The organism is Stenotrophomonas sp. YJH_SMC_91 (assembly GCF_059368495.1).
In genome coordinates, this window is the sequence record NZ_JCAFRT010000001.1 from 620,764 (window position 1) to 644,036 (window position 23,273).

General features: G+C 66.2%; 29 protein-coding genes and 1 tRNA gene. 18 read left to right on the top strand and 12 right to left on the bottom strand.

Going from position 1 to position 23,273, the window contains the following annotated elements:
• Positions 1–17: 17 nt before the first annotated feature.
• The 3 genes from truB to pnp all read left to right on the top strand — a co-directional run bounded on the left by truB (position 18) and on the right by pnp (position 3,619).
• Positions 18–926, top strand: coding sequence for a tRNA pseudouridine(55) synthase TruB (truB, locus tag AC5P5X_RS02700; protein WP_005410446.1), 909 nt, complete (start codon positions 18–20; stop codon positions 924–926).
• Positions 927–1,098: 172 nt separating this feature from the next.
• Positions 1,099–1,359 carry a 30S ribosomal protein S15 gene (gene rpsO, locus AC5P5X_RS02705; protein WP_005410445.1) on the top strand — a complete coding sequence of 87 codons (261 nt, stop codon included), beginning with the start codon at positions 1,099–1,101 and terminating at the stop codon, positions 1,357–1,359.
• Between the two features lie 151 nt (positions 1,360–1,510).
• The gene (gene pnp / locus AC5P5X_RS02710) at positions 1,511–3,619 is read left to right on the top strand and encodes a polyribonucleotide nucleotidyltransferase (protein WP_005410444.1); all 2,109 of its coding nucleotides are present in this window, start codon (positions 1,511–1,513) and stop codon (positions 3,617–3,619) included.
• A 127-nt stretch (positions 3,620–3,746) separates the two neighbouring features.
• On the opposite strand, the gene AC5P5X_RS02715 is transcribed toward pnp, so the two are convergent.
• Positions 3,747–4,733 (bottom strand): tetratricopeptide repeat protein, encoded by a 987-nt coding sequence (locus AC5P5X_RS02715; RefSeq protein WP_223846433.1) that lies wholly within the window; start codon positions 4,731–4,733, stop codon positions 3,747–3,749.
• Positions 4,734–4,949: 216 nt separating this feature from the next.
• Between AC5P5X_RS02715 and AC5P5X_RS02720 the strand changes: the two genes are divergently transcribed.
• Together AC5P5X_RS02720 and AC5P5X_RS02725 are read left to right on the top strand one after the other, a co-directional pair.
• Positions 4,950–6,140, top strand: coding sequence for a glycoside hydrolase family 18 protein (locus AC5P5X_RS02720; protein ID WP_012480874.1), 1,191 nt, complete (start codon positions 4,950–4,952; stop codon positions 6,138–6,140).
• A 90-nt stretch (positions 6,141–6,230) separates the two neighbouring features.
• On the top strand, positions 6,231–6,623 hold the full coding sequence (locus AC5P5X_RS02725; protein WP_005410442.1) for a VOC family protein: 393 nt from the start codon (positions 6,231–6,233) through the stop codon (positions 6,621–6,623).
• A gap of 129 nt (positions 6,624–6,752) precedes the next feature.
• On the opposite strand, the gene AC5P5X_RS02730 is transcribed toward AC5P5X_RS02725, so the two are convergent.
• Genes AC5P5X_RS02730 through AC5P5X_RS02740 form a run of 3 tightly spaced genes read right to left on the bottom strand, consistent with a single transcriptional unit; the run spans position 6,753 to position 8,882 of the window.
• Positions 6,753–8,312 carry a PepSY-associated TM helix domain-containing protein gene (locus AC5P5X_RS02730; RefSeq protein ID WP_005414066.1) on the bottom strand — a complete coding sequence of 520 codons (1,560 nt, stop codon included), beginning with the start codon at positions 8,310–8,312 and terminating at the stop codon, positions 6,753–6,755.
• 10 nt (positions 8,313–8,322) lie between these two features.
• On the bottom strand, positions 8,323–8,586 hold the full coding sequence (locus AC5P5X_RS02735) for a hypothetical protein (RefSeq protein ID WP_005410440.1): 264 nt from the start codon (positions 8,584–8,586) through the stop codon (positions 8,323–8,325).
• Entirely contained in the window at positions 8,586–8,882 is a 297-nt protein-coding gene (locus tag AC5P5X_RS02740) for a hypothetical protein (protein WP_005410439.1), read from the bottom strand. The genes AC5P5X_RS02735 and AC5P5X_RS02740 overlap by 1 nt, the downstream gene beginning before the upstream one ends.
• 429 nt (positions 8,883–9,311) lie before the next feature.
• Between AC5P5X_RS02740 and thrS the strand changes: the two genes are divergently transcribed.
• From thrS to AC5P5X_RS02785, 9 genes are all read left to right on the top strand, one after another.
• Entirely contained in the window at positions 9,312–11,213 is a 1,902-nt protein-coding gene (gene thrS, locus AC5P5X_RS02745; protein ID WP_005410438.1) for a threonine--tRNA ligase, read from the top strand.
• 48 nt (positions 11,214–11,261) lie between these two features.
• Complete coding sequence (infC, locus tag AC5P5X_RS02750) at positions 11,262–11,804, top strand: translation initiation factor IF-3 (RefSeq protein WP_005410437.1); 543 nt, start codon at positions 11,262–11,264, stop codon at positions 11,802–11,804.
• A 265-nt stretch (positions 11,805–12,069) separates the two neighbouring features.
• Complete coding sequence (gene rpmI / locus AC5P5X_RS02755; protein ID WP_005410436.1) at positions 12,070–12,267, top strand: 50S ribosomal protein L35; 198 nt, start codon at positions 12,070–12,072, stop codon at positions 12,265–12,267.
• A gap of 11 nt (positions 12,268–12,278) precedes the next feature.
• Positions 12,279–12,638 carry a 50S ribosomal protein L20 gene (rplT, locus tag AC5P5X_RS02760; RefSeq protein WP_005410435.1) on the top strand — a complete coding sequence of 120 codons (360 nt, stop codon included), beginning with the start codon at positions 12,279–12,281 and terminating at the stop codon, positions 12,636–12,638.
• Positions 12,639–12,830: 192 nt separating this feature from the next.
• Positions 12,831–13,826 (top strand): phenylalanine--tRNA ligase subunit alpha, encoded by a 996-nt coding sequence (locus AC5P5X_RS02765; RefSeq protein WP_005410434.1) that lies wholly within the window; start codon positions 12,831–12,833, stop codon positions 13,824–13,826.
• Between the two features lie 120 nt (positions 13,827–13,946).
• Positions 13,947–16,328, top strand: a complete 2,382-nt coding sequence (gene pheT / locus AC5P5X_RS02770) for a phenylalanine--tRNA ligase subunit beta (protein ID WP_049460493.1) — start codon at positions 13,947–13,949, stop codon at positions 16,326–16,328.
• A gap of 27 nt (positions 16,329–16,355) precedes the next feature.
• Positions 16,356–16,655: an integration host factor subunit alpha gene (locus tag AC5P5X_RS02775; protein WP_005410432.1), complete on the top strand. Its 300-nt coding sequence runs from the start codon at positions 16,356–16,358 to the stop codon at positions 16,653–16,655.
• Positions 16,636–16,992, top strand: coding sequence for a MerR family transcriptional regulator (locus tag AC5P5X_RS02780; RefSeq protein WP_005410431.1), 357 nt, complete (start codon positions 16,636–16,638; stop codon positions 16,990–16,992). The genes AC5P5X_RS02775 and AC5P5X_RS02780 overlap by 20 nt, the downstream gene beginning before the upstream one ends.
• 68 nt (positions 16,993–17,060) lie before the next feature.
• Positions 17,061–17,137 (top strand) — tRNA-Pro (locus AC5P5X_RS02785).
• A 66-nt stretch (positions 17,138–17,203) separates the two neighbouring features.
• On the opposite strand, the gene AC5P5X_RS02790 is transcribed toward AC5P5X_RS02785, so the two are convergent.
• The 3 genes from AC5P5X_RS02790 to AC5P5X_RS02800 all read right to left on the bottom strand — a co-directional run bounded on the left by AC5P5X_RS02790 (position 17,204) and on the right by AC5P5X_RS02800 (position 18,590).
• Positions 17,204–17,644, bottom strand: coding sequence for a GNAT family N-acetyltransferase (locus AC5P5X_RS02790; protein WP_005414059.1), 441 nt, complete (start codon positions 17,642–17,644; stop codon positions 17,204–17,206).
• A complete protein-coding gene (locus AC5P5X_RS02795) occupies positions 17,641–17,994 on the bottom strand; it encodes a DUF6713 family protein (RefSeq protein ID WP_043035591.1) in 354 nt (117 codons plus the stop codon). Before AC5P5X_RS02795 ends, AC5P5X_RS02790 begins: the two co-directional genes overlap by 4 nt.
• An 86-nt stretch (positions 17,995–18,080) precedes the next feature.
• Positions 18,081–18,590, bottom strand: coding sequence for a DUF3011 domain-containing protein (locus AC5P5X_RS02800; protein WP_111189296.1), 510 nt, complete (start codon positions 18,588–18,590; stop codon positions 18,081–18,083).
• Between the two features lie 242 nt (positions 18,591–18,832).
• Here AC5P5X_RS02800 and AC5P5X_RS02805 point away from each other — a divergent pair, with 242 nt between their 5' ends.
• Entirely contained in the window at positions 18,833–19,228 is a 396-nt protein-coding gene (locus AC5P5X_RS02805) for a hypothetical protein (RefSeq protein WP_044570630.1), read from the top strand.
• A 24-nt stretch (positions 19,229–19,252) separates the two neighbouring features.
• Here the strand turns inward: AC5P5X_RS02805 and AC5P5X_RS02810 are convergent, their stop codons facing one another.
• Positions 19,253–19,945, bottom strand: a complete 693-nt coding sequence (locus AC5P5X_RS02810) for an aspartate/glutamate racemase family protein (RefSeq protein WP_111189295.1) — start codon at positions 19,943–19,945, stop codon at positions 19,253–19,255.
• A gap of 156 nt (positions 19,946–20,101) precedes the next feature.
• On the opposite strand from AC5P5X_RS02810, the gene AC5P5X_RS02815 reads away from it, so the two are divergent.
• The gene (locus AC5P5X_RS02815) at positions 20,102–20,743 is read left to right on the top strand and encodes a LysE family translocator (RefSeq protein ID WP_111189294.1); all 642 of its coding nucleotides are present in this window, start codon (positions 20,102–20,104) and stop codon (positions 20,741–20,743) included.
• Positions 20,744–20,837: 94 nt separating this feature from the next.
• Positions 20,838–21,011: a DUF1328 domain-containing protein gene (locus AC5P5X_RS02820; protein ID WP_005410424.1), complete on the top strand. Its 174-nt coding sequence runs from the start codon at positions 20,838–20,840 to the stop codon at positions 21,009–21,011.
• 22 nt (positions 21,012–21,033) lie between these two features.
• On the opposite strand, the gene AC5P5X_RS02825 is transcribed toward AC5P5X_RS02820, so the two are convergent.
• The 4 genes from AC5P5X_RS02825 to AC5P5X_RS02840 form a co-directional block, all read right to left on the bottom strand.
• Positions 21,034–21,366, bottom strand: a complete 333-nt coding sequence (locus AC5P5X_RS02825; protein ID WP_495215890.1) for an SMR family transporter — start codon at positions 21,364–21,366, stop codon at positions 21,034–21,036.
• A gap of 13 nt (positions 21,367–21,379) precedes the next feature.
• On the bottom strand, positions 21,380–21,952 hold the full coding sequence (locus AC5P5X_RS02830; RefSeq protein ID WP_012480869.1) for a TetR/AcrR family transcriptional regulator: 573 nt from the start codon (positions 21,950–21,952) through the stop codon (positions 21,380–21,382).
• An 88-nt stretch (positions 21,953–22,040) separates the two neighbouring features.
• Positions 22,041–22,274 carry a DUF1653 domain-containing protein gene (locus AC5P5X_RS02835; protein WP_005410421.1) on the bottom strand — a complete coding sequence of 78 codons (234 nt, stop codon included), beginning with the start codon at positions 22,272–22,274 and terminating at the stop codon, positions 22,041–22,043.
• A 12-nt stretch (positions 22,275–22,286) separates the two neighbouring features.
• Positions 22,287–22,571: a hypothetical protein gene (locus AC5P5X_RS02840; RefSeq protein ID WP_005410420.1), complete on the bottom strand. Its 285-nt coding sequence runs from the start codon at positions 22,569–22,571 to the stop codon at positions 22,287–22,289.
• Positions 22,572–22,975: 404 nt separating this feature from the next.
• Between AC5P5X_RS02840 and AC5P5X_RS02845 the strand changes: the two genes are divergently transcribed.
• Positions 22,976–23,182, top strand: a complete 207-nt coding sequence (locus tag AC5P5X_RS02845) for a hypothetical protein (protein ID WP_005410418.1) — start codon at positions 22,976–22,978, stop codon at positions 23,180–23,182.
• Positions 23,183–23,273: the final 91 nt, after the last annotated feature.

Genomic DNA, 23,273 nt, shown 5'->3' on the forward strand with positions numbered 1-23,273 from the left:
CCCTACAAAATTCTGCCATGACCCGAATTCAGTTCCGCCGCCTGGATGGCATCCTGCTGCTCGACAAGTCGACCGGCATGAGTTCCAACGCCGCCCTGCAGGTAGCCCGCCGCCTGTTCCGCGCCGAGAAAGGGGGGCACACCGGCAGCCTTGACCCGCTGGCCACCGGCCTGCTGCCGCTGTGCTTCGGCGAGGCAACCAAGATCGCCGGCCTGCTGCTCGGCTCGGCCAAGGCCTACGACGCCGAGATCGTTCTGGGCCAGACCACCGATACCGACGATGCCGAAGGCCAGGTGCTGCTGCAGCGCCCGGTGCCGGCCATCAGTGCCGAAGCGCTGCAGGCCGCACTGGCGGCGCTGACCGGCAACATCCGCCAGCGTGCCCCGATCTATTCGGCGCTGAAGCAGGGCGGTGAGCCGCTGTATGTGAAGGCCCGCCGCGGCGATGTCATCGAAGCGCCCGAACGCGAGGTGCAGGTACATGCCATCGAGGTGCTGGAGCAGCAGCCGGAACGGTTGCGGCTGCGCGTGACCTGCGGCTCCGGCACCTACATCCGCAGCCTGGCCCGCGACCTGGGCGAGGCGCTGGGCTGTGGTGCCCACATCAGCGCACTGCGTCGGCTCTGGGTCGAGCCGTTCCGTGAGCCGGTGATGGTCACCCTGGACCAGCTGCGGGCGATGGTCGAGGCGGGTGACGAGGCGGGCATGGACGCGCTGCTGCTGCCGCTGGCGGCCGGCCTGGCCGAGTACCCGCGGGTCGACCTGGATGCCGACCAGGCCCACCGCTTCTGCGTCGGCCAGCGCCAGCGCGATCTGTCCTGGCCGCGTGGCCTGGTGGCGGTGTTTGGTCCGGACGACGCTGTCCAGGGCCTGGGCCAGGTCGACGAAAGCGGCCTGCTGGCCCCGCAGCGTCGTTTCAACCTCTGACCGGGCCCGGGCGGTTCAGCCCCGGTCCTTGTCCCGGAAGCCCCCGACCGTTACAATTTCGCGGCCGTTTTCCGGCAGCCTGCCTGGCGCAGGTTTCATCCTCGTAGTCCACGGCGAGCCTGGCGGTGCGCGAAGCGCGTTCCTGCCGGCCACGCATCACAGAGAAAAAGAAATGTCGATCGACACCCAGAAGGTCATTGAAGACAACAAGCGCAGCTCGGCTGACACCGGCTCCCCGGAAGTCCAGGTTGCGCTGCTGACCGCCCGCATCGAACTGCTGACCGGCCACTTCAAGACCCACAAGAAGGACCACCACAGCCGCCGCGGCCTGCTGCAGATGGTCAACCGCCGTCGCAGCCTGCTCGACTACCTGAAGAAGAAGGACGTCGAGCGCTACAAGGCCCTGATCGAGAAGCTTGGCCTGCGTCGCTAAGCAACGAATCCCCCGCGGCGCAGCGATGCGCCGCGGTTTTGTTTTGTAGTACCGCAATCCCCGATTCAGGCCGGAACGATCCGGCCACCCGCTGGCGGCAAGGGTCGCCGACGGTCCAAATTCGCAGACAGCATCCCCAAGGACACCCTCCGTGGCAAAAATCACCAAAACCTTCCAGTACGGCAAGCACACCGTCACGCTTGAGACCGGCGAAGTTGCCCGTCAGGCCAGCGGCGCCGTCATCGTCAAGATGGACGACACCGTACTGCTGGTCACCGCCGTCGCCGCCAAGAGCGCGCGCGAAGGCCAGGACTTCTTCCCGCTGACCGTCGATTATCAGGAAAAGTTCTACGCCGGCGGCCGTATCCCGGGTGGTTTCTTCAAGCGTGAAGGCCGTGCGACCGAGAAGGAAACCCTGATCTCGCGTCTGATCGACCGTCCGATCCGTCCGCTGTTCCCGGAAGACTACAAGAACGAAGTGCAGATCATCGCCACGGTCATGTCGTTGAACCCGGACGTGGACGGCGACATCCCGGCCCTGATCGGTGCCTCGGCTGCCCTGGCCCTGGCCGGCACCCCGTTCATGGGTCCGATCGGCGCCGCCAAGGTCGGTTACAAGAACGGCGAGTACATCCTGAACCCGACCGTCAGCGAACTGGCTGACTCGCAGCTGGAACTGGTCGTCGCCGGTACCTCCAACGCCGTGCTGATGGTTGAATCCGAAGCCGCGCTGCTGTCCGAAGAAGTGATGCTGGGCGCCGTGACCTTCGGTCACCGCGAAATGCAGAAGGTCATCAACGCGATCAACGAGCTGACCGTCGAAGCCGGCACCAAGCCGTCGACCTGGGAAGCCCCGGCCAAGAACGACGCGCTGATCTCCGCCCTGAAGGAAGCCATCGGCCCGCGCCTGGGCGAAGCCTTCCAGGTGCGTGACAAGCTGCAGCGCCGTGACGCCATCTCGGCAATCAAGAAGGACGTGTTCGAAACCCTGGCTGGCCGCGTGGCCGCCGAAGGCTGGAACCCGGCCGAGCTGTCGAAGGAATTCGGCGAGCTGGAATACCGCACCATGCGTGACTCGGTGCTGGACACCAAGGTCCGTATCGACGGCCGTGCGCTGGACACCGTCCGCCCGATCGCCGTGAAGACCGGCGTGCTGCCGCGTACCCACGGTTCCTCGCTGTTCACCCGTGGCGAAACCCAGGCCATCGTGACCATCACCCTGGGCACCGCCCGTGACGGCCAGGTCATTGACGCCGTTGCCGGTGAGTACAAGGAAAACTTCCTGTTCCACTACAACTTCCCCCCGTTCTCGGTGGGTGAGTGCGGCCGCATGATGGGCCCGAAGCGCCGCGAAATCGGCCACGGTCGCCTGGCCAAGCGCGGCGTGCTGGCTGTCATGCCGTCGCTGGAAGCCTTCCCGTACACCATCCGCGTCGTCTCGGAAATCACCGAGTCGAACGGTTCCTCGTCGATGGCCTCGGTCTGCGGCTCGTCGCTGGCCCTGATGGACGCCGGCGTGCCGGTGAAGGCTCCGGTGGCCGGTATCGCCATGGGCCTGGTCAAGGAAGGCGAGCGCTTCGTCGTCCTGTCCGACATCCTGGGTGACGAAGATCACCTGGGCGACATGGACTTCAAGGTCGCCGGTACCGCTGAGGGCATTTCCGCCCTGCAGATGGACATCAAGATCGAAGGCATCACCGAAGAGATCATGAAGCAGGCCCTGCAGCAGGCGAAGGCTGGCCGTCTGCACATCCTGGGCGAAATGGCCCACGGCCTGACCGCTCCGCGTGAAGAGCTGTCGGACTACGCGCCGCGCCTGCTGACCATCAAGATCCACCCGGACAAGATCCGCGAAGTGATCGGCAAGGGTGGTTCGACCATCCAGGCCATCACCAAGGAAACCGGCACCCAGATCGACATCCAGGACGACGGCACCATCGTCATCGCTTCGGTCAACGCCATCGCTGCGCAGGCCGCCAAGGCCCGCATCGAGCAGATCACCTCGGACGTCGAACCGGGCCGCATCTATGAAGGCAAGGTCGCCAAGATCATGGACTTCGGTGCGTTCGTCACCATCCTGCCGGGCAAGGACGGTCTGGTCCACGTGTCGCAGATCTCCAGCGATCGCGTCGAGAAGGTCGGCGACGTGCTGAAGGAAGGCGATGTGGTCAAGGTCAAGGTGCTGGAAGTCGACAAGCAGGGCCGTATCCGCCTGTCGATGAAGGCCGTGGAAGAAGGCGACGCCGCCAGCGCCGAATAATCGGTATTGCTGATTGTGCGGTGGGTGAGGACCGTTGGTCCTCACGCTTTCGCAAATGAAAAAGCGGGCTTCGGCCCGCTTTTTCTTTGCCTGGAATCCTGTGGATGAGGACCGTTGGTCCTTGCACTTACGCGCCTTCTTCGTCCTCCCCCAGCCACCAGACCTGGCCTGGCTCCGGGGCGCTCATCGGGTGCTCGCGCTGTTCGATGGCCTCCAGCACCCGGCTGGGGGCTGCAGCGCCCCACACCGCCATGAGCTTTTCCACCGCAGCCCGGCCCTGTGCGGCCACGCCGAGGTCACGTTCGCGTCTCCATTGGTCTTCATCTGGCGCCTCATCACCATGCTGGTGCGGCGTGCCGTAGCTGCAGCGGCGGCACAGCCGGCGCACGGTGGCCGTCCAGTCCTCGACCATGCCGATGCCTGGCAGCGTGATGGCCTCCAGGGCAGCGATGTCATCGGCCGAATCACACTGCACGAACACGGTGAAGGTCGTCATGTCCGATGCCTGCAGGCGCTGTATCGCGTTGAACACCGGCACCTGGCGCTCGCCGTAGGTGCGATGGCCGGTTGATGCGCCGTCGTGCAGCACGATGTCGCCGAAGCGGAAGCCGCTTTCGGGCAGCGGTACGTTGTCGATGCGTGCACGCACCGGATCAATGCGGCTCATATACACCACTTCGGCATCGGACCACGGTGCCAAGCGCACACAGGCCACGCCGAAGTTGCCCTCGATCGGACCTTCGCCCTCGGGCAGGGTGATGCCACAGCGGGCCCATTGGCGGCGCGCTTCGGCCCAGTCACCGGCGCCGGTGGCGGCGATACCGGCATTCCACGCGGTGGCTTCATCGAACTCGCCGCGCAGCTGTTCTGATTGCCGGTTGTCCTGCAGCGAGGCAGCCCAGTCGCGCAGGTATTTGTGCGCCAATCCGCGCATGTAATGCAGATACGGCACTTCGGGAGCGAGTGCGATCAGCTCGCCGAACAGCGCCACTGCCTGCTGCAGGTCGCCCTCGCGGAAAACGGCGTAGGCGCGTGCCTCCAGTGCCTGGTGTTCGTCGAGGATTTCGTCGTCCAGCAGGTCGCCGTCGTCAATGTCGTTGTGGTCGGTGCTCATGTCCATGCACGGTTGGAGGTCCGCGGCTACCTTAGCCGATGCATGGGAGACCGGCGTCGGTGTGTGTCCTGCTGCAGTGCATGACGGCAATCGCATGTCTGCCCCGATGTCGTCAAGGGATGCGGCGTGCCTGTCCACTGGACGACATGCCGCGACAACCGTCCCACAGCCCCATCCGTTTGCTAACGTGGCTGCGCCTTCGAACCGGGAGATCCCATGTTCCGCCAGACCGTGGCTGTCCTTGCCGTGCTGATTGCCGGTGCCTTGCCCATTGCCGTGCATGCGGCGCCCGCGCAGCCACCGATCTTCGGTGCCTACTACCCCGGTGGTTCGGCCGAGCGCTACCCGGTGTCGAGCATTCCGGCCGAGCGCCTCACCCATCTGTTCTACGCGTTCTCCACCATCGAGGACGGGCGCTGCACGATCGGTGCCGAAGCGCCGAAGAATTTCGCGGCGCTGGCCGAGCTGAAGAAGGCGCACCCGCATCTGCGCACGCTGATCTCAATTGGCGGATGGGGCGCAGGTGGGTTCTCCGATGCAGCGCTGACCGAGGCCAGCCGCAAGCGCCTGGTCGACTCGTGCATGGCACTGTTCTTCGATCGCCATGCCGGCAGCTTCGATGGCGTGGATATCGACTGGGAATTTCCTGTCAGTGGCGGCCCGAAGGAGCTGGCGCACCGCCCGCAGGATCGCGCCAATCTGACCCGGCTCGCGCAGGCGTTCCGCGTGGCACTCGACGCGCACGGGCGCAAGGAGCGACAGCCGATGCTGCTGACCGCCGCACTGGCCGCCGGTCGCCTGCAGACCGATGGCCCCTACGATCCGGCCGCCAGCTACGACCTGCCGGCGTTGGCCAAGGTGTTCGATTTCATCAACCTGATGAGCTACGACATGGGCACCGGTTTCTCTGCGGTGTCGACCTTCAATGCGCCGCTGCATGAAGTGCCGGCCGATCCGCTGGCCCCGGAGCTGCGGCGCTGGAACAACGTGGCCGGCGCGGTGCAGTACTACCGCGAGCACGGCGTGCCGGCCGAGAAGCTGGTGCTGGGCGTACCGTTCTACGGGCGCGGCTTCAAGGTCACCGGCGATGCAGCGGATGGTCTGTACCAGTCCTACAGTGCGCCGGCCGATGCCGGCGACTGGCGGGTGATCAAGGCGCGCTATCTCGATCAGCCGGGTTGGACGAAACACTGGCAGCCGCAGGCGCAGAGCCCGTGGCTGTACAACGCCGGGCAGAAGATCTTCATCAGCTATGAAGACCCGCGCTCGATCGGCCTGCGTGCGCAGTTCGCCCGCGAGCAGGGCCTGGCCGGGGTGTTCATGTGGGAGCTGACCGGCGACGACGAACAGGCCAGCCTGCTCAACGCCATGCTGGGCCCGTGGCAGAAGGCGCGCATCGGCGATTGAGCTGCATCAGGCGATGCCCGGCGCAATGCCGCAACGCCATTGGCCCAACCCCGCACAGCATGGCCACGCCCGCAGCGTTACGCTGCGGGCATGATCCATCTTGAACGCCTGGACCACCTGGTCCTCACCGTCGCCGACATCGACCGCAGCTGTGATTTCTACCAGCGCGTGCTCGGCATGCAGGTCGTGCGCTTCGGCGCGGGTCGTACCGCGTTGCAGTTCGGCCAGCAGAAGATCAATCTGCATGCGGCCAGTGCCCCGCTGCAGCCGCATGCGCTGCGGCCCACGCCGGGCAGTGCCGACCTGTGCCTGGTCACGCGCATGGCGACAGTCGATGTGCTGTCCCACCTGCAGGCGCAGTCCGTTGCAGTGGAGGAGGGGCCGGTTGCGCGCACCGGTGCGCTGGGGCCGATCGAATCGGTGTATTTCCGCGACCCGGATGGCAACCTGATCGAAGTGAGTCGTTACCCCGGCGAGGCATGATCCTGCTCGGGTAGCGTCGAGCTTGCTCGACGGTGCTTGGCGCGAAATCAACAGCTGTCGAGCAAGCTCGACGCTACAGGGGGCGTTGCGCGCAATGGCAGGTAGCGCCGGGGCATGCCGGGCGAAGGTTCAGTTGGCCCAGACGCTGTTGGGATCGCCGTTGCGGGCGCGGCGCTGGCTGGCCACTGCCAGGCGGGCAAAGCCGAAGGCCATGGCCAGCGCGATGGCGTCGACCCAGAACAGCGGCCAGTGGCCACGCGCGGCGGCGCGCCACAGCCAGTCACCATTGAGTGCGCCGTGCAGCACCGGTACCAGCGCGGTACTGATCGCCGCCGCCCACAGCAACTCGCGTGCGGCCTGCGCCGGGCGTCGCAGCGCGGCCCACAGCGCACAGGCCGCCCAACTGCCGAAGCAGGCCCAGCGGATGCCGCGATCGACCGCTGTCGGCGCCAGCCGCTCCAGCACCAGCGCGGTGACGAACGCGACCGAGATCGCCACGCACAGGCCGATGCACACGCCGACCGTCGCCCGCGCCATGTTCACCCCGGCGCGCGGCTGCTGCGGCTGGCGACGCTTGCGCCGCGACTCGATCCACAGCAGGTTGCCCGAATAGAACAGGAACGCACCGCCAAGGCCGAGCAGGAAGTACAGCCAGACCACCACGCCGTTGCCGAATTCGCCGAAGTGCAGCGCGTAGGCGGCGCTGAGCGTGGCGTGGTTGGCGTCGCGCTGGCCCGGCAGCTGCGAGGCCAGAACGTCGCCGGTGGCCACGTCCAGCGCCACCGCGCCAAGCGGGCCGAGCGTGCCGGTGGATTCGCCGGTGATCTCGATGGTGGCATTGGCATCGCCGGCATTGGCCAGCTTCAGGTAGGCCGGTTCGAAGTTGGCCACGCCCTGTGCGCGGGCGACTTCAAGCGCGCGCGCATGCAGCACGCGCAGGCTGCCCGGCGGTGCCGGAATGCCACTGGCATCGCGCACGGGCGCGGTGTCCATCGCCGTCGGCACCGCCTGCAGCGCCTTGCCGTCGTAGATCAACGGGTTGAGCAGGGCCATCTGCACGAACACCAGGCAGAGCAGGGCACCGGTCACCGCGAACATCAGGTGGAAAGGCAGGCTGAGCACGCCGATCACGTTGTGCGCGTCCTGCCACAGCTGCTTCAGGTTGCGGCCCGGACGCAGCGCGAACAGGTCGCCGAGCAGCTTCGGCAGATGGATCACCAGGCCGCTGAGCAGTGCCATGCCGTACAGCAGGCTGACAATGCCCATCACGTAGATCCCGGCCACGGGCAGGCCGAGGCTGTAATGGAGCTCGTTGACCAGTTCGGCCAGTCCGGTCTGCGGTGGTGTGGGGCTGCCGGCGATCTGGCCGGGCCAGGCATAGCGCCAGCTGCCGTCATCGGCCTGCCAGTACGCAAGCGGCTGCGGGTGTTCGGCGCCGGGGAAGGTCATGCCGACGTGGCGGCGTGCCTCCGGATGCGCAGCCAGCACGTCTTCCAGCAGGTACTGCGCATCGTCCAGCCCGGCGGGCAGTGCGGTGGCGGCTCCCGGGGTCTGCCACAGTGGCAGGTCGTGATGGAACAGGGTCAGCGCACCTGCGTAGAAGGCCACGAACAGGCCGAAGCCGGCCACCAGGCCGACCCAGGTATGCAGGGTGGTGAACGTGCGCAGGGTCTGCGAACTGAACTTCATGGGAGAGGTCTCATTGCACTGCGCCGGTCAGGCGCAGCAGCCCGAGCATGGCGAAGCCGGCGGCGGCGCTGCCACCCAGCACCAGCCAGGCGCGCAGCGCGCTGCGGAAACTGAACGCCCACAGGGCGGCCAGCATCCACAGCGGGATGAAAGCGATCAGGGTCGGCACCAGCGCCCGCTGCCAGGGGCCGGGCGGTACCCATGCCAGCAGGCCGGTCGCGGCCGCGGCCAGGAGGAAGCCGGCCACGGTGCCAGCGAAGGCGCGCGGCCACATCAGGGCGACTCCGTGCCGGGACGGTGCCAGGCGGCCAGCGCCGGCAACAGCATCGCGGCCAGCATCCAGGTGCACAACATCGCCACCAGGCCGGCGGCAAAGCCGAGCTCGGCCATCCACAGCCACAGCGCGGCGGCAGCGGCGACCAGGCCGATCTGGCGGCCCAGGCGGCCGGCGCGGCGCAGGCGCGGCCAGCGGCAATGCGGCGAAGCGGCATAGAAGGCCAGCGCCGAGAACATCGCTGCCAGCATGCCCAGGCTGCAGAAGCCGAGCGTGGAAAGGCCGACGGTGATCATTGCGGGCGGCCGGCGCGGCAGCGGGCCGGCGAACGCGGGGCACGGACGGGGCCGGCGGAAGCCGGTCGGAGCGGGTGGCGCATCACGGGGTCCTGGGGGAAAGCGGGCAGGCTGGCACGGAGCGGCCTGCGCCGACATGGTAATCATTGCGATTTCACGCCGCCAGCGAGGCACATTCAGCCGACCGTACGGTAGCCCTTGGGCTTTCCCGTGCGCTGGTTTAAGATCATCGTAGAACCCTGACTGGAACAAGGTGGCCCGCGCCCAGCGCCGGCCGAGCGTGCGACATGAGCACTACCACCGCCCACTGTTGACCTGCCCCCGAAGGCCCTGTGTTCCAGGCGCCCTCGCGGCGCTTTTTTATTGCCCGGGCGCCGCCCCGGGAACGCTTTCCAGCCCGCCCAGCGGGCCCCGCACGAAGCCACTGCGATGATCAACATTACTCTTCCCGACGGCAGCCGCCGCGAATTTGAAAACCCCGTCAGCGTCATGGAGGTCGCCCAGTCGATCGGCGCCGGCCTGGCCAAGGCCACCATCGCCGGTGCCGTGGATGGCGTGCTGGTCGATGCCAGCGACGTCATCGACCACGATGCCAGCCTGCGCATCATCACCGCCAAGGACGAGGAGGGCGTGGAGATCATCCGCCACTCCTGCGCCCACCTGGTCGGCCACGCCGTCAAGCAGCTCTACCCGGACGTGAAGATGGTGATCGGCCCGGTGATCGCCGAAGGCTTCTATTACGACATCTACTCCGAGCGCCCGTTCACCCCGGACGACATGGCCGCGATCGAGAAGCGCATGGGCGAGCTGATCGCCCAGGACTACGACGTCATCAAGAAGATGACCCCGCGCGCCGAAGTGATCGAGATCTTCAAGGCCCGTGGCGAGGACTACAAGCTGCGCCTGATCGAGGACATGTCCGACGACATCCAGGCGATGGGCATGTACTACCACCAGGAATACGTGGACATGTGCCGTGGCCCGCACGTGCCGAACACGCGCTTCCTGAAGGCCTTCAAGCTGACCCGCATCTCCGGCGCCTACTGGCGCGGCGACGCGCAGAACGAGCAGCTGCAGCGCATCTACGGCACCGCCTGGGCCGACAAGAAGCAGCTCGAGGCGTACATCAAGCGCATCGAAGAAGCTGAAATGCGCGACCACCGCCGCATCGGCAAGCAGCAGGACCTGTTCCACCTGCAGGAAGAAGCACCGGGCCTGGTGTTCTGGCACCCGAAGGGCTGGGCGCTGTGGCAGGTGGTCGAGCAGTACATGCGCAAGGTCTACCGCAACAGCGGCTATGGCGAAGTGCGCTGCCCGCAGATCCTGGACGTGAGCCTGTGGAAGAAGTCCGGTCACTGGGACAACTACCAGGACAACATGTTCTTCACCGAATCGGAGAAGCGCACGTACGCGGTCAAGCCGATGAACTGCCCGGGCCACATCCAGGTGTTCAACCAGGGCCTGCACAGCTACCGCGACCTGCCGATCCGCTATGGTGAGTTCGGTTCGTGCCATCGCAACGAGCCGTCCGGCGCGCTGCACGGCATCCTGCGCGTGCGTGGCTTCACCCAGGACGACGGCCACGTGTTCTGCACGGAAAACCAGATCGAGTCGGAAGTGACGGCCTTCCACCAGCAGGCGCTGGCGGTCTACCAGCACTTCGGTTTCGACGAGATCCAGATCAAGATCGCGCTGCGCCCGGAATCGCGCCTGGGCGACGACGCCACCTGGGACAAGGCCGAAGGCGCGCTGCGCTCGGCGCTGACCGCCTGTGGCGTGGAATGGCAGGAGCTGCCGGGCGAGGGCGCCTTCTACGGCCCGAAGATCGAGTACCACCTGAAGGATGCCATCGGCCGTACCTGGCAGCTGGGCACCATGCAGGTCGACTTCATGATGCCGGGCCGCCTGGGCGCCGAGTACGTGGACGAGAACAGCCAGAAGAAGCACCCGGTCATGCTGCACCGCGCCATCGTCGGCTCGATGGAGCGCTTCCTGGGCATCCTGATCGAGCACCATGCCGGCCAGTTCCCGGCCTGGCTGGCGCCGACCCAGGTGGTGGTGGCCAACATCACCGACGCCCAGGCCGACTACGTCTCGGGCGTGACCAAAACCCTTGCGGAGCAAGGCTTCCGCGTCAGCTCGGATTTGCGTAACGAGAAGATCGGCTATAAAATCCGCGAGCATACGTTGCAGCGCGTGCCCTACCTGCTGGTCATCGGTGACCGCGAGAAGGAAAATGGGGCTGTGGCGGTGCGTACGCGTTCTGGCGAAGACCTTGGCAGCATGAGCCTGCAGGCCTTCATCGAGCGGCTCCACGCCGAGGGCGCGTAAGCAAAGGTCCGGTCCGGGCGCACAGGCACCCGGACCGGTTCGATACCCTTGGGAGAACGTAATATCAGCACCCCTGACAACAAACAGAACCGCAAGAATCAGGAAATCCGTGTGCCGCGCGTCCGCGTGATCGGCAGTGACGGAGAAATGATCGGCGTGTTGTCGCGCGACGAAGCGCTGTCCATGGCCGAAGATGAAGGCCTGGACCTGGTCGAGATCCAGCCGCAGGCCGATCCGCCGGTCTGCAAGATCATGGACTTCGGCAAGTTCAAGTTCGAAGCGCAGAAGAAGGCCAGCGAGGCCAAGAAGAAGACCAAGCAGGTCGAGATCAAGGAAGTGAAGTTCCGTCCGGTCACGGACGAGGGCGACTACCAGATCAAGCTGCGCAAGATGCGCGGGTTCCTCGAAGATGGCGACAAGATCAAGGTCAACATCCGTTTCCGTGGCCGTGAAATGAGCCACCAGGAACTGGGCCGCGAAATGGCCAACCGGATCGAGACCGATCTGGGCGAGGACATCGTCATTGAATCCCGTCCGCGCCTGGAAGGGCGTCAGATGGTCATGATGATCGCGCCGAAGAAGAAGACCTGAGGCCTGACGGGCCGCCTTCCGGGGCGCCTGGCTGAAGGGTTCAGGGTAAGGGGGCGCCGCTGGCGTCCCTTTGCTTTTGCAGGACGCCGGTGAATCGCCGGTAAAGGGTTGCAGGGGCTGGTGGCAGGGCGGTTTTGCCTGTATCATGCCCGGCTCGACCCACCCAGGACGGGTCGTACGCCGATCATGGCAGGACGGAAAGAGCGGCCCAGGCCGCCGCCAGATCAGTCAGAAACCAGGGTCATATCCCATCAAGGACATTGCAATGCCCAAGATCAAGACCAACCGGGCAGCGGCCAAGCGTTTCCGCAAGACCGCCTCGGGCAAGTACAAGTGCGGCCACGCCAACCGTAGCCACATCCTCACGAAGAAAGCGACCAAGCGTAAGCGTAATCTGCGTCAGACGGGCCATGTCCGTGCAGAAGACGCAGGCCGTCTGGACCGCATGCTCCCTTACCTCTGAGGAACTGAAAAATGGCACGAGTTAAGCGTGGCGTACAGGCGCGTCGCCGCCACAAGAAAATCCTGGATCTCGCCAAGGGCTATTACAACGCCCGCCGTAAGGTCTTCCGCGTCGCCAAGCAGGCGGTCATCAAGGCACAGCAGTACGCCTACATCGGCCGTAAGCAGAAGAAGCGCAACTTCCGTTCGCTGTGGATCACCCGTATCAATGCGGCTGCCCGCATCAACGGCCTGAGCTACAGCCGCTTCATGAACGGTCTGCTGAAGGCCGGCATCACCCTGGATCGCAAGGTCCTGGCTGACATCGCCGTGCACGACGCAGCCGGTTTTGCTGCGCTGGCCGAAAAGGCCAAGGGCGCGCTGGCGGCATAAGTCCTTCCCGATGCCGTAACCGTTCACTCGGACGGTGTCAGGTCAAGGCAATGCATGGGGAAGGGCGCAAGTCCTTCCCCATTCTTTTTTGGGTCCCGGCGAGGCCACGACGGCAGCGCGGGGACGGCGGTGGCGACAGGGGTCGGCCCTTCGCGCATCGCGATGGCAGATCGACTGGAGTTCCAGCCCCCCATGAGCGACATCCAATCCCTCACCACTCAGGCGCTGGCCGATGTGGCCGCCGCACAGAGCCCCGACGTGCTGGAGCAGCTGCGCGTGGCCCTGCTTGGCAAGAGCGGCAGCATCACCTCGCAGCTCAAGCAGCTCGGTGCCCTGCCGGCCGACGAGCGCAAGGCCGCCGGTGAAGCGATCAACCAGGCCCGCGACGTGCTGACCCGCGCGCTGGGCGAGCGCAAGGCGCTGCTGGAAGACGCGGCACTGGATGCGCGCCTGGCCGCCGAAGCCATCGACATCACCCTGCCGGGCCGCAATGGCGACCGTGCCGGCCTGCACCCGATCACCCGCACCCTGGAGCGCATCACCGGCATCTTCGGCCGGCTGGGCTACGAGCTGTCGGAAGGGCCGGAGATCGAGGACGACTGGCACAACTTCGAGGCGCTGAACTTCCCGCCGCACCACCCGGCGCGCGCCATGCATGACACCTTCTACTTCGGCGACGGCCGCCTCCTGCGCACGCATACCTCCGGTGTGCAGGTGCGCTACATGGGCGACCACGCGCCGCCGCTGCGCATGATCGCCGCCGGCAAGGTGTACCGCAGCGACAGCGACCAGACCCACTCGCCGATGTTCCATCAGGTGGAAGGCCTGCTGGTCGACGAGCATTCGACCTTCGCCGACCTGAAGGGCACGTTGGCCGAGTTCGTGCGCGCGTTCTTCGAGCGCGATTTCGAGATGCGTTTCCGTCCCAGCTACTTCCCGTTCGTTGAACCGGGCGCGGAAGTGGACATCGCCTGGCAGCAGCCCGATGGCAGCACCCGCTGGCTGGAAGTGCTCGGTTGCGGCATGGTCCATCCGAACGTGCTGCGCAACGTCGGCATCGATCCGGAGCGCTACACCGGCTTCGCCTTCGGCATGGGCGTGGAGCGCTTTGCGATGCTGCGCTACGGCGTCAACGACCTGCGCGCGTTCTTCGAGAACGATGTGCGGTTCCTGAAGCAGTTCGCGTAAGCCGCAACCGTGTAGAGCCGAGCCACGCTCGGCTGCTTTCTGGATGGACGCCTGCTTGCGCATGCGCTGGGCGACCCCAAAAACCGCAACGGGAGGCCCGCCTCCCACCAGGGTGACACCATGAAATTCTCCGAAAACTGGCTGCGCAGCCACGTCCCGACCTCCGCCTCGCGCGATGAGCTGAGCGCGGTGCTGACCGCCATCGGCCTGGAAGTGGAAGAAGTAACCGCGCTTGGCGAAGGCCTCGATCACGTGGTCGTGGCACGCATCGTTGAAGCCGTGCGCCATCCGGAAGCCGACCGCCTGCAGGTGTGCAGGGTCGATGCCGGGCAGGGCGAACTGCTGCAGATCGTGTGCGGCGCACCGAACGCACGCCCGGGCCTGGTCGCGCCGCTGGCGATGGTTGGCGCGCAGATCGGCGAGCTGAAGATCAAGCCGGCCAAGCTGCGTGGCGTCGAGTCCAACGGCATGCTGTGCTCGGCCAAGGAGCTGGGCCTGGACAGCGATGCGTCCGGCCTGCTGGAACTGCCGGACGATGCCCCGATCGGCCAGACCCTGGTCGAGTACCTGGGCCTGCCGGACGCCAGCATCGAGATCAAGCTGACCCCGAACCGCGCCGACTGCTTCAGCCTGCGCGGCATCGCCTACGACGTCGCCGCCGCCACCCGCAGTGAAGTGCTGGATTTCGCCGCCGATGCCATCGTGCCGGTTGGCAACCGCGAACTGTCGATCCAGCTCGACGCCGGCGCCGAAGCGCCGCGTTACCTGGGCCGTGTCATCGAAGGCGTCAATGCTGCCGCCAGGACCCCGCTGTGGATGGCCGAGCGCCTGCGCCGCAGCGGCGTGCGTCCGGTCTCGCTGCTGGTCGACATCACCCAGTACGTGATGCTGGAGCTGGGCCAGCCGATGCACGCCTACGACCTGGGCACCCTGCAGGGCAGCATCGCCGTGCGCCGTTCGCGCGCGGGCGAGACGCTGAAGCTGCTGGACGGCCGCGATGCTGCGCTGGACGACAGCTTCCTGGTGGTCACCGATGCTGACCGTGCGGTCGGCCTGGCCGGCCTGATGGGCGGCTTCGACACCCGCGTCACCGACGCGACCACCGCCGTGTTCCTGGAAGCCGCGCACTTCGCGCCGGCCGCGATCATGGGCCGTGGCCGCAAGCTGGGCCTGCACACCGATGCCGGCCATCGCTTCGAGCGCGGCGTCGATCCGGCGCTGCCGCGCACCGCGATCGAGTACGCCACCCGCCTGGTGCTGGACCTGGCCGGCGGTACCCCGGCACCGGTCACCGAGGCCGTGCGTGAAGCCGATCTGCCGCAGCCGGCGACCATCGTGCTGCGCCGCGCCCGCATCACCCGCGTGCTCGGCATCAGCATCGACGATGCCGAAGTCGAGCGCATCCTGCGCGCGCTTGGCATGGACGTGGTTGCCACCGCCGAGGGCTGGCAGGTCACGGCGCCGAGCCGCCGCTTCGACATCGCCATCGAAGAAGACCTGATCGAAGAGCTGGCCCGCATCCACGGTTACGAGCAGATCCCGACCACGCTGCCGGGCGGTGCCTCACGCGTGGCGATGCCGAGCGAGACCCAGCTGGACGCGCTGAGCGTGCGCCGCCAGCTGATCGCCCGTGACCAGCAGGAAACCGTCAACTTCGCCTTCGTCGACGACGCGCTGCTGACCCAGTGGCAGCTGCGCGACGGTCTGGTGCCGCTGGCCAACCCGCTGTCGGCGGAACTGGCGGTGATGCGTCCTTCGCTGCTGCCGGGCTTGGTCGCCACGCTTGGCCGCAATGCCGCGCGCCAGCTGGGCCGCGTGCGCCTGTTCGAGATCGGCCGTGTGTTTGCCCAGCAGAGCGGAGACGGCCAACCGGCGCCGCTGGAAACCCCGCGCGTGGCCGCTGCGGTCTGCGGTGAGGCGCAGGCGGTGCAGTGGGGCCTGCCGACCCGCAAGGTCGATTTCCATGACCTGAAGGGCGACCTGGAATCGCTGGCGGCTGCCAGTGGCGCGCAGCTGGAGTTCCGTCCGTCGGCCCGCGCCTACGGCCACCCGGCGCGTTCGGCCGAGGTGTTCCGCGATGGCGTGGCCATCGGCTGGATCGGCCAGATCCATCCGCGCCTGGCGCGGGCGATGGAGATCGAGGCCGACGTGTACGCCTTCGAGCTGGACCTGGAGCCGCTGACCGCCCGTCGCCTGCCGCGTGCCGGCGAGCTGTCGCGCTTCCCGGCGGTGCGCCGCGACCTGGCGTTCCTGGTGCCTGAGCAGGTGGCCTGGGCCGACCTGGCGGCCACCGTCCGACAGGCCGCAGGCCCGCTGCTGCGCGACCTGAACCTGTTCGACCGCTATGTTGGCCAGGGCGTCGAGCCGGGCTTCAAGAGTCTCGCTATGGGCTTGATTTTGCAGGACAAGTCGCGCACTCTGACGGACCGCGACGTGGATGCGGTGGTGGCCGAGGCGGTCACTGCCATCGAGCGTGAACACCACGCCCGGATCCGCGGCTGAGCGGGCAGCACTCGGGGGTAGCAGGCAATGGCATTGACCAAGGCGGAGATGGCGGAAAAGCTGTTCGACGAAGTCGGTCTGAACAAGCGTGAAGCCAAGGAATTCGTCGACGCGTTTTTCGATGTGCTGCGTGAAGCATTGGAACAGGGACGTCAGGTGAAGCTGTCGGGCTTCGGTAATTTCGATCTGCGGCGCAAGAACCAGCGCCCGGGTCGCAACCCCAAGACCGGCGAGGAAATTCCGATTTCCGCCCGTACGGTGGTCACCTTCCGTCCGGGCCAGAAGCTCAAGGAGAGGGTGGAGGCTTATGCTGGATCCGGGCAGTAACCGCGAACTACCGCCGATCCCGGCCAAGCGCTACTTCACCATTGGTGAGGTCAGCGAGCTGTGCGACGTCAAGCCGCACGTCCTGCGCTACTGGGAAACCGAGTTTCCCAGCCTTGAGCCGGCCAAGCGCCGAGGCAACCGCCGCTACTACCAGCGCCATGACGTGCTGATGGTGCGGCAGATCCGCAGCCTGCTGTACGAACAGGGCTACACCATCGGTGGTGCCCGCCTGCGCCTGGATGGCCCCGATGCCCGCGAGGAATCGGCGCTGAGCAACCAGATCATCAAGCAGGTGCGCATGGAGCTGGAAGAAGTGCTGCAGTTGTTGCGCCGCTGATCCCATTTCCATCGTAATCCGCTATACTTCACGGCCCGCCGCACTGGCGGGCACATCGCAGCATCAGTCGGGGCGTAGCGCAGCCTGGTAGCGCATCTGCCTGGGGGGCAGAGGGTCGTCGGTTCGAATCCGGCCGTCCCGACCACTTGTGATGAATCAAGGAGCCTGCGCAGCAATGCGTGGGCTTTTTTGTGCGTTCTGCAGATGCTGATCAGTCTTCCGCGAAGCGGTAGATGAGTTCCGGATCGCCTTCATCCAGGCCATGCACGATGCCGCTGCCCACGAAGCCGGCGGCAGCGAGCAGGCGTTGCATGCCCGTGTTGGAGGCATTGGTCGAGGTGAACAGCTTGCCGCCACCGCGCCACGTGATCGCGTGCCGCAGCAGGATGGCGCCGATGCCCTGGCTGCGCTGTTCGCGCGCCACCATCAACATTTCAATGAAGGCTTCGCCAAAGAAGTGGTGATGGATGACCAGGTAGCCGACGATCTTGCCGTCCTGCTCGGCGACCTGCACGACGCCGTGCGCCAGCCAATCGGCAATCTGCATGATCCGCCGTGGATCAGTGGCTGCCACGCTGTCGAGCGCGATCAAGGCATCTGCGTCCTGCGGAATGCCGTCGCGCAGGTGCGGAGAAGAGGACGTCCGGTTCATCGCGGGCGCAGCTTCAGCAACAGGCCGCCACCCGACACAAAGCAGGCGAGCAGGACCGCAATCGACAGCGGCAGGTGGAATTCACTGCGACCGAACAGGGCAAAGGCCAGATGGATCAGTGCCGTGCCAATGCCGAGCCCCCCGCAAGCCAGTGCATAGCTGCGCGCCGTGGATGTGCCCAGCACGATCTGGCGATAACCCCAAAGCACGGCGCCGACTGCGAACAGGTTGAACAGCAGGAAGCCCTGGATGCCACCGGGGACATGGAACATGGCCCATTCCTGCCAGAACGCAGCGTCGATCTGATGCAGGATCAACGCCAGCAGCGTCGCCAGATACCATCGTTCCATGTCGTGCTCCCTGCCGTGCAGGCCATAGTCTATCGACTCCACCTGGCACGCACGCCTGCTCGATGCAGCCAGCGCGCGGCCGGCAGTCAATACACACGAAACTCGGCACGGCAGCCGTCGCTGACCCACACCCCACGGCGGTCCCAGCCCCAGTTGCGGTCCTCGATGCAGGCTGTCACCGATTTCTGCCTGACCAGCCGTACCTCATGGCGCACGCGAATCCGGCACTCCTTGTCCTTGTTCTCGTAGGACTCGCAGACCAGGCGTTCGCCCTCGTTGTCGCGATCACGGCTGCGGCCACGTCCCGGCCAGCGGCCGTGTTCGTCGGCAACGAACTCGGCGCGGCAGCCGTCGGTCACCCACAGCATGCGCCGGCTCTGGCCCCAGTTCTGGTCTTCCACGCAACGGGTCACCGACAGCTGCCTGGCCAGGCGCATCGGTCCCTCGATGGGGCATTGCTCGGTCTTGTTGAACTGGGATTCGCAGCGCAGCGCTGGAATGTGATCAGTGTCGTAGTCCTGGGCGGCCACGGCGGTGGCGGCCAGCAGCAGGGCAAGGGCGGCGCTGGTGATCGGCAGCAGCGGGCGAAGGGTCATGGGGAGCCTCGGGCGGGGATTCGGGCGGCAAGAATGACCCAGCACGGGGCCGTCGGAACGCATTGTTCCGGAAGCGGCTCAGGAGGGATTTAGTAGTGCGCACCAGCCCATGCAGAGGCTTACATCCCGTATCATCGCTGCACATCCGATCGCATCGGTTTACACCTTCTTACATGTCTTCCACGCCTGTCGGCGCAGCCTGTGGCTGCCGTCACTGGTGTGCGGGCGGCCTGTGGGGGAGGATGCGCGGACCACGACGACCACAGGGGGTTGCGTTGATCAGCAGTACCGTCATTCATCGCTCGGCCGACGCAGGTGGCGCCGAGGTGCGGGTCCTGGACACTACGTTCAAGGGCAAGCATGTGTTCGTTGCCTGGGGGCTGCGCGGGCCGGAACTGACCCGCAGCGCGGACCCGGCTGCCACTGTGGCTGCGCGCAAGGCATTGCATGCCGTTGCCGGGCATAGTGAAGGGCCGCGCAGCCCGGAAGTGTTCATCGCCAACCAGTCGGCGGTGGCGATCACGGTCTATCGGCTGCTTACCGAAGCACGCTCCGGTGACGCCATCTTCTTCCTGTGCGATTCACCGGCGGTGGTCGAGTGGCTGATCACCGCGCTGGAAGTGCAGGGCGCGGACTGATTCCGCGCTCCGGCGCGCATTGATTCAAGCCAGGGCCGTGTCCACGGCGGCCCGCGCATGCAGGGCGGTGGTATCGAACAGCGGCACTGCACTGTCCTCCGGGCGTACCAGCAGCATGATCTCGGTGCAGCCAAGAATGATTGCTTCGGCACCGCGCGCCACCAGTCGCGCGATCACGCCGGCATAGACCTGCCGTGAGTGCTCGCTGACCACACCAGCGATCAATTCCTGGTAGATGATGTCGTGCACGCTGCGACGATCATCGGCTTCGGGGACCAGCACCTCCAATCCGAAACGATCCTGCAGCCGGCCGCGGTAGAAGTCCTGCTCCATGGTGAAGGCGGTGCCGAGCAGGCCCACCTTGCGTGCGCCTGCCTGCACGATGGCCTGGGCGGTGGGGTCGGCGATATGCAGCAGTGGCACCGTGCAGGCCGCCCCGATGCGATCGGTCAGCTTGTGCATGGTATTGGTGCAGATCAGCAGCAGGTCGGCGCCGCCCGCCTGCAGGCGCCGCGCGCCATCGACCATGTGGTCACCCAGGGTGTCCCAGTCGCCTTCGTGCTGCAGCTGCTTGATGCCGGCGAAATCCACCGACCACAGCAGCAGCTGTGCCGAGTGCGCACCGCCGAGCCGCCGCCGTACCTCCTCGTTGATGAGCCGGTAGTACTGGGCCGAGCTTTCCCAGCTCATGCCACCAATCAGGCCAAGGGTCTTCATGCGCCGCTCCGTGCCAGGAGCCCTCATTGCAGCACAGATGGTGCCCGGTTGCCGATGGCGGCGATCTGTAACCACCACATCCATGCTGCGCTGTGTGTGCCGCGCCAGGCCCGGCGCACTCTATGCTGGTTGGATCTTCTGAAGTGGATGTGCGCTATGGCCCTGCATACCTGGTGGTGGTTCCTCGCCACGGTGTTCGTTCTGTGTGGTACGCCGGGGCCGAACATGCTGCATATCCTCGGTCGCAGCGTCGGGCTGGGGTTCCGTGGCAGTGTGCCGGCGATGGCCGGCTGCCTGCTGGCGATGCTGCTGGTGCTGGCGGCCTCCGCAGCAGGCCTGAGTGCGCTGCTGCATTCGTCGCCGATGCTGTTCGAGGTGCTGCGTTATCTGGGCGTGGCCTATCTGGCCTGGCTGGGCCTGAAGGCATGGCGTGACAGTTGCCGGCCGGCACCGCCGGTGACGGTCGATGCTACGCCGCCGGTTGCGGCCTCGCTGGGCGCGTGGAAGGTGTTCCGTGGTGGCCTTCTGGTGGGCCTGAGCAATCGCAAGCTGCTGCTGTTCGCGGCGGCGTTCCTGCCGCAGTTCGTCGACCCGTCACGCGGCCAGGCGCTGCAGTACAGCGTGCTGGTGGCCACCTTTGCCGCGTGCGAACTGTTCTGGTACGTGATGTATGCGGCCGGTGGCCATGGCCTTCGCCGCTGGTTGGCCAAGCCGTTTGCGCGACGTTGGTTCGAGCGCCTGGTGGGCAGCGTGTTCCTGGCGTTTGCCGTCGCGCTGCTGCGCTTCCGTCCGCGCTGATTCACGCCGCGCACGCGGCCTGTTCACGATTGCCGCATCGGCCACGGCCTAGCCTGATCATCCAGTACGCAGTCCCCGCAGGGAAAGGTTTGACATGATCAAGTGGGCCATCATCTTCGCCGTCATCGGTGTGATCGCAGGCGTGCTCGGCTTCGGTGGCATTGCCGGTGCCGCGGTCGGTATCGCCAAGTTCCTGTTCTGGGCCGGCATCATCATCGCCGTGGTGCTGTTCCTGCTCGGCATGACCGTAGCGAAGAAGGTCAGCTAGCGTTGATCGCGCAGCAGCGTGCTCAGTGCGCGCTGCTGCGCGAGAACAGGTTGATCACCAGTACGCCGGCGCAGATCAGGCCGATGTCGGTCAACGCCGGTGCATCCAGGCGCTGCTTGAACACCACCAGCCCGATCAGTGAGATCAGCACGATGCCGACGCCGGACCAGATTGCGTAGGCGATGCCGGTCGGGATCGACTTCATGGTCATCGACAGCAGGTAGAAGCACAGCCCGTAGCCGACCAGTGCGCCCAGTGTCGGCGCCAGCCGGCTCATGCCGTCGGATGCCTTCAGCAGTGATGTGGCAATCACTTCCAGCACGATGGCAGCGGCAAGGTAGAGGTAGGGATTCATCGAGCGCTCCAGCTCACTGCGGGTCGCACAGTTTCAGGGCCTGCTCGGCCATGGCCAATGCATTGGCACGTTCTTCCTCGTCCAGCGGACGCCCATAGGCCGTGGCCCAGTAGCCATCGGCAGCGCAGCGCGCCGCGTACAGCCGTGGGTCGCCGGCTTCGCCAGGGAACTCGGCCAGCATCGCGCGCTTCCAGTTGCGCCAGTGCGCAAGCAGGCCCGGTTCCATCAGGTTGCCCAAGGTCAGGCCGATGTCGTTGTCCTGCTCCTGCTGCAGCAGATGCTCGAAGTTGGCCTGCACATAGGCGCGGCTGAAACGGCCATGGCCTTCGGGGTTTTCCTGCAGCAGGGCGCGCACGCGCGCTTCGAATTCTCCAATCAGCGCTCCGATGGCTTCATCCACCAGCACCTGCTTGCTGCTGAAATGATGGAACAACGCACCCTTGCTGACACCGGCGGCCTGCGCGACGTCCTGCACGGTCAGCGCGGCCAGGCCGTTACGGCCGATCACTTCAATGGTCGCCTGCAGCAGTGACTGGCGCACGCTGTCGGGCGCCTTGCGGCGCGAACGGGAGGGGGATGCGGACATGGCGGGAAGAAACCGACTGGACGGTACGATTGTAACGCAGGCCCGCCGCGTTACCGCGCGCTGCCGGCCATGGCCGGCAGCGGAACCCTCATGCGTCGACGCGGGCGAAACGCGGTTGCGGTCCGTGCTCGCCGGGCACCTGCTCGACGAACATGGCGTACGGGCGTACCCACAGGCCACCTTCGCCATACAGCGCGCGGTACAGCACCATCGGCTGCAGGGTCTCGCTGCTGCGGACGATGTCGAGCACTTCGTACTCGCCGCCCTTGAAGTGGCGGTAGCGGCCTGGGGCCAGGGTGGGGAGCGGACTCAGCTCAGCCATGGGCGGCGCGACTCACTTGCGCGCCGGGCTGGCCGGCTTCGCGCAGTAGGCATCGATGGCTTCGGCGGTGTTGGCCAGGCCCTGTGCCTGCGCCAGTTCCCACGGACGTTCGCAACGCTGGCTGTGCTCGCACCACTGGTAGCCGGCCGAACCGATGCAACCGTGGGCATCGCGGTCGCCACCGACCTTCGGCGTGGCGGGCGAAGTGGCCGCCGTATCGGCACGCGCAGCGGCCTGATGCTGGTTGGCACAGGCGGAGAGCACCAGCAGGGCTGGAATCAGAAGAAGCGCTTTCATCGGGCGGGCTCCGTGCCTAAAGCGACAGTGTCTGTCGCAAATAGCCCTGCAGCAAGCGCTCAGTGCATGGCGGCGCGGATCAGTTCCTCGATCAGCACGAGGTAGCTGGCCACGAAATAGAACTTCAGCAGCGTCCAACGCTGCTGCGAGAAGAAGGTGCGCATGTGGAAGGGGCCCCTGTTGATGACGGTAGTGTGAAGCCCGGCTGACTCCGTGACAAGAATCACGGAATGAACAGGCTAAATGGACTCAGGGATGTGAGGGCAGGCAAAGGGCTGACCGGAGGGCGCGGCATTTTCGTACAAATCTGATGGGCCACCCCTGAGGTGATCGCTAGCCTGAAGGTGTACCGGCACGTGGACCGTCCGCCTGCCGTCGCATCCTTCCATCCGCAGGAGCCCCTCATGGTCATTACCGTTCAACGCAACGCCCGGCACTGGTCCGTGCTGGATCCGCAGGTGCATGACGCAACCCGATATGCGCGGGGCGCCGAGGCTTTCGATGTCGCCGCGGCGCGGGCCCTCGAGCACCACCGTCGCACCGGCCAGCGCAGCACGGTGCGGGTCGAGGCGCTCGGCAGCGCGGTGGATGCCCTGCATGTAGGAGACTGACGCCGGTCGTTGCGGTGCAGTCAGCTACGGTTGCGTTGCTTGAATGGGGAAAAACCGGCGTCACGCGCCCCCCCTGTGCGCCGTGCCGCGA